2 protein-coding genes are annotated in these 6,015 nt (G+C 53.9%); both read left to right on the top strand.

The genetic code is table 11. From position 1 onward, the window contains the following. On the top strand, positions 1–3,491 hold a 3,491-nt coding region (rpoB, locus tag VEI96_10350), incomplete at its 5' end, for a DNA-directed RNA polymerase subunit beta (protein HXX58389.1). 3 nt (positions 3,492–3,494) lie between these two features. Next, the coding region (gene rpoC / locus VEI96_10345) for a DNA-directed RNA polymerase subunit beta' (protein HXX58388.1) at positions 3,495–6,015 on the top strand (2,521 nt) is incomplete at its 3' end.

Below are 6,015 nucleotides of genomic sequence, written 5' to 3'. Positions count from 1 at the left end.
AGCTCCATCGTTCTCCGGGCGTCTTCTTCAGCCATGACAAGGGTAAGACCCATGCGAGCGGCAGGCTCCTCTATTCCGCAAGGGTTATCCCTTCCCGTGGTTCCTGGCTGGATTTTGAGTTCGATACCAAGGATATCCTCTATGTCCGTATCGACAGGAGGAAAAAGCTCCCTGCGACCATCGTACTGAAGGCGCTAGGGTATACGAATGAAGACCTTCTCAAAACATTCTATCCCGTCGAGACGATAACCATCAAGGATAGTCAAACGTTCACCCGCGCCGTTAGTGAAGTCCTCACAGGCATAAAAGCGGTAAGAAATATTACGATTCCGCAGACGAAGGAAGTTCTCGTAAAGGAGGGGTCCAAGATTTCCAAGGGCGCCGTCAAGAGGATGGAAGCATCGGGCATCAAAGAGATACCGATACTCAAAGAAGATATCGTCGGCAGGTTTACCCTCGAGGACATTGTTGACCCGGAGACGGGCGAGGTGTTGCTGGAAAGCAATGAGCCGATCAAGGAGGAGATATTTGCCAAGATTCTCAGCCTTAAGGTCAAGACCTTGCATCTTCTTTACATCGACAACGTCAAGTATCTCTCCTCGCTGCGGGATACGCTCTTAACGGATAAGGTCAGCACTCAGGATGGGGCACTCATCGAGATATACAAGAAACTGCGACCCGGTGAGCCGCCGACTATTCATTCGGCAAGGGATTTGTTTAACGGCCTCTTCTTCGATCCGAAGCGGTATGACCTCTCACCCGTCGGAAGGTTGAAGATCAACAAGAGGCTCAACCTCGACATCGATCTCGGCACCCGGGTTCTTACCGATAAGGATATCGTGAAGATCGTGCATTATCTCCTTGACCTGAGAACAGGGAAGGGAGAAGTCGACGATATCGACCACCTCGGGAACCGAAGAATCCGGGGAGTGGGTGAACTCCTTGAGAACCAGTTCAGGATAGGGCTTGTGAGGATGGAACGGGCGATCAAGGAGAAGATGACGCTCACCGAGCTCGAGACCGCCATGCCCCACGACATTATCAACGCAAAGCCGGTGATGGCTGCCGTGAAGGAGTTCTTCGGGTCCAGTCAGTTGAGCCAGTTTATGGATCAGACGAACCCCCTTTCCGAGATTACGCACAAGAGGAGGCTTTCGGCGCTCGGTCCGGGAGGGCTCACGCGAGAGAGGGCGGGATTTGAGGTGCGGGACGTTCATCCGACTCATTACGGCAGGATCTGTCCGATAGAAACCCCGGAAGGGCCGAACATTGGACTGATAACATCCCTGGCCACATACGCGAGGGTAAATGATTTTGGGTTTATCGAGGTTCCCTACCGGAAGGTCGTCAACGGAAGGGTGACAGGGGATATTGAACACCTTTCAGCCATTGAGGGCGAAAATTATATCATAGCCGAGGCAACGTCGCAGGTCGATGGCAGGGGACACCTGAAAGGAGATGCCGTGTCCGCGAGAGTCGGGGGCGACTTTAAGATGGTTACACCGCAGGAAATCCAGTATATGGATGTTTCACCAAAACAGATCGTAGGTGTTTCGGCTGCATTGATACCCTTTCTCGAGAATGACGATGCAAACAGGGCGCTCATGGGTTCGAACATGCAGAGACAAGCCGTGCCCTTGATCCAGAATGAAGCGCCGATTGTCGGGACGGGCATGGAATTCGTTGCAGCGAGGGATTCCGGCGCCATCGTGCTTGCGAAAAGGGCCGGCATTGTAGAGTCCGTTGATGCATCGAGGATCGTGGTGAGACCCTCGGAAAACGGTGGAAGGCTTGATATAGACCCCCTGGTAAAGTTTCAGAGATCGAATCAAGCTACCTGTATAAATCAGAAACCCTTTGTTCACGTCGGTGACGAGGTTGAGAAGGGTGATGTGCTTGCGGACGGCTCCTCTACCGACCAGGGAGAGCTGGCCCTCGGCAAGAATGTCCTCGTTGCGTTCATGCCGTGGGGCGGATATAACTTTGAAGACGCCATCCTGATCAGCGAGAGACTCGTAAAGGAGGACTCATTCACCTCTGTTCATATCGAAGAGTTCGAAGTCGAGGCGCGGGACACGAAGATCGGCCCCGAAGAGATAACGAGAGATATCCCGAATGTCGGTGAGGAGGCGCTCAAGGACCTTGATGAAAGCGGAATCATAAGGATCGGCGCTGAGGTTAAGCCCGGCGATATCCTTGTCGGCAAGGTCACCCCGAAAGGTGAGACGCAGCTTACCCCCGAGGAAAAACTGTTACGGGCCATCTTTGGTGAGAAGGCAGAGGATGTCAAGGAGAGTTGCCTCTATGTCCCCCCGGGAATCGAGGGTGTCATCGTTGACGTGCGCATCTTCTCGAGGAAAGGGACGGAAAAGGATGAAAGGGCAAAGAGCATAGAAGAAGACGACATCCTAAAGCTCCAGAGGGATCTCGAAGAGGAAGTCAGGATCGTGAAAGAAGAGAAGTTCAAGAAGATCCGGCAACTGCTTGAAGGGAGTAAGGTCACGGACGACGTCAAGGACCCGAAATCAAAAGAAGTGCTCTGCCAGGCGGGGAGGAAGCTTACCGCAAAGCAGCTCGAACGGATAAAGGATGACTATCTCATGCGCGTGAAAATCACCGACGCGGACAAAAAGGAAAAGATCGATATCATCCACCATGAGGCGAATCAGTACCTGCGCTACCTCGAATCCCGGTACGATGAGAGTGTCGACCGGGTGAGGAAGGGGGATGAGCTTCCGCCGGGGGTGAATAAGCTCGTAAAGGTTTATATAGCGATGAAGCGCAAGCTTCAGGTGGGAGACAAGATGGCGGGAAGACACGGCAACAAGGGCGTTGTTGCCATGGTTTTGCCCGAGGAAGACCTTCCCTACCTGCCTGACGGTACCCCGGTGGATATTGTCCTGAACCCCCTCGGTGTTCCCTCGAGAATGAATGTCGGACAGATACTCGAGACCCATCTCGGCTGGGCTGCCAGGGTACTCGGTCTCCATGTGGCGACCCCGGTCTTCGAGGGCGCGAAGGAAAGCGAGATCAAGGAGATGCTGAAGAAGGCGGGTCTCCCTACCGCAAGCCAGATAGCACTCTATGACGGGAGAACGGGAGAACCGTTCAAGAGGCCCGTCTCGGTGGGGTATATGTATATGCTGAAACTCCACCACCTCGTCGATGATAAGATGCATGCCCGTTCTATCGGGCCTTACTCCCTCGTTACTCAGCAGCCCCTCGGCGGCAAGGCACAGTTCGGAGGTCAGAGACTCGGGGAGATGGAAGTCTGGGCCCTCGAGGCGTATGGCGCCTCTTACACGCTCCAGGAATTTCTCACCGTGAAGAGTGACGACGTCACCGGCAGGGCGCGAATGTATGAGGCAATAGTGAAGGGCGATGCGACTCTCGAACCGGGTGTTCCTGAGTCTTTCCACGTATTAATTAAAGAGCTCCAGAGTCTTGGTCTTGATGTTGAACTCCTGGAGAAAAAAAGTAAGGGGGAATGAGTCTTGGCTGAAGTAGAAACAGATGTCTATGCCCTTTTTCAGAGGCCGATGAATCCGACGGATTTTGAGGCGATGAGGATAAAGCTCGCCTCCTCGGAGAAGATCAGGGAATGGTCTTACGGAGAGGTTAAGAAGCCTGAGACCATCAACTACCGCACCTTCAAGCCCGAGAGGGACGGACTTTTTTGTGCCAAGATCTTCGGGCCGGTGAAGGACTGGGAATGCCTCTGCGGCAAGTACAAGAGGATGAAGCACCGCGGAGTCGTCTGCGATAAGTGCGGCGTTGAGGTTATTCAGTCGAAGGTGAGACGTGAGCGGATGGGCCATATTGAGCTCGCAACGCCGGTAGCGCATATCTGGTTTCTCAAGGGGGTACCGAGCAGGATCGGGACCCTGCTCGATATGACGATGCGGCATCTCGAAAAGGTTCTCTACTTCGAGAGCTATATTGTCATAGACCCGAGTGACACCCCACTCAAGGAAAAGGAACTCCTGACGGATGATGAGTACAAGAAGAAGACGACTGAATTCGGCTCGAAGTTCAAGGCAGGGATGGGAGCCGAGGCGATACGGGAACTCCTGCGGAGACTCGACCTCGAATCTCTTTCCGTTCAACTCAAGGCGAAGATAAAAGAAGCGTCGTCCCTCGGCGTGAAGAAGAAACTCACGAAGAGGCTCAAGGTGGTTGAGGCATTCAGACAGTCCGGGAATGCTCCGGAGTGGATGATCATGGATGCCGTACCGGTACTGCCCCCCGATCTGAGGCCCCTCGTTCCCCTTGAGGGAGGCCGCTTCGCAACTTCCGACCTCAACGATCTTTACCGGAGGGTCATCAACAGGAACAACAGACTGAAGAGGCTCATGGAACTCAAGGCCCCCAGCGTTATTATCAAGAACGAGAAGCGGATGCTCCAGGAAGCTGTCGATGCCCTCTTCGACAATGGCAGGCGGAGCAGGGTCTTGAAGACCGCGACAAAGAGGCCGCTCAAATCCTTGAGTGACATGATAAAAGGCAAACAGGGGCGTTTCAGACAAAACCTTCTCGGGAAGAGGGTCGACTATTCCGGTCGCTCGGTCATCGTTGTAGGACCGGAGTTGAAACTTCACCAGTGCGGACTTCCGAAGAGAATGGCCCTGGAACTCTTCAAGCCCTTCGTCTTCAATAAGCTCGAGGAACGCGGGTTTGCGACAACCCTGAAGACCGCGAAGAGGCTCGTAGAGAAGGAACAGCCCGAGGTTTGGGATGCCCTTGAAGACGTAATAACCGAACACCCAGTACTCCTGAACCGAGCGCCGACGCTTCATCGGCTCGGCATTCAGGCCTTTGATCCCATACTCGTGGAAGGCAAGGCCATCAAGCTTCACCCCCTTGTCTGCACCGCGTTTAACGCAGACTTCGACGGTGACCAAATGGCGGTTCATGTTCCGCTCTCGATAGAGGCGCAGATCGAGGCGAGGGTTCTCATGATGTCGGTGAACAACGTCCTCTCGCCGGCCAACGGGAAACCGATCGTCATCCCGACGCAGGATATGGTCCTCGGCATATACTATCTCACGAAGGAAATGTCGGGAGTGAAGGGTGAGGGCAGGGTATTCGCGGACGCGGCAGAGGTGAGGATCGCCTATGATTCCGGTCAGTTGGATGAGCACGCGAAGATCCGGGTGAGGATGGACGGAACGATTGTTGACACGACCTGCGGAAGGATTCTCTTTAGCGAGATACTTCCTCCTGAAGTCTCCTTCGGCGCCATAAATAGGGAGATCACGAAGAAGGAACTTGGAAAGATCATCGAATATACCTATAAGAAGGCGGGTAGGCGTTCGACCGTCGTCTTTCTCGACAACCTTGAGAAACTCGGGTTCTTCTTCGCGACGAGGTCCGGGATTTCTATCTGCATGGCCGATATGCATATACCGGCGAAGAAGGCAGAGCTCATTAAGGCCGCGGAGCATGAGGTCATGGAGATACAGAAGCAGTATGCTGACGGTTTGATTACCCATGGTGAGCGGTATAACAAGGTTATTGATATCTGGGCAAACGTAACCGAACGCATCGCAGACGAGATGATGAAAGATCTCGGAGCAGAGGATGGAAAGAAGTTCTCCGAGGAGGAGTTGAAGGAGAGAAAGTCCTTTAACAGCATATTCATGATGGCGGATTCGGGAGCGAGGGGAAGTAGCGCGCAGATACGCCAGCTTGCGGGCATGAGGGGATTGATGGCAAAGCCCTCGGGAGAGATCATCGAGACGCCGATTACCGCGAACTTCCGGGAGGGACTCTCTCCGCTTCAGTACTTCATTTCGACTCACGGCGCGCGAAAGGGGCTTGCGGATACCGCGCTCAAGACCGCCAATTCCGGATATCTCACGAGGAGGCTCGTGGATGTCGCCCAGGATGTCAATATCCTGGAGGATGATTGTAAGGCCACCGACGGTATCATCGTCTCTTCCCTCATAGAGGGCGGTGAAATAATACAGCCTCTCGAAGAACGGGTGATCGGCAGGTTCACCGTGGAGGATGTGC

Source organism: Thermodesulfovibrionales bacterium, assembly GCA_035622735.1.
Lineage (GTDB): Bacteria > Nitrospirota > Thermodesulfovibrionia > Thermodesulfovibrionales > UBA9159 > DASPUT01.
The sequence above is the reverse complement of the archived record's forward strand: the minus strand, read 5'-3'. Positions and strand labels throughout refer to the sequence as shown.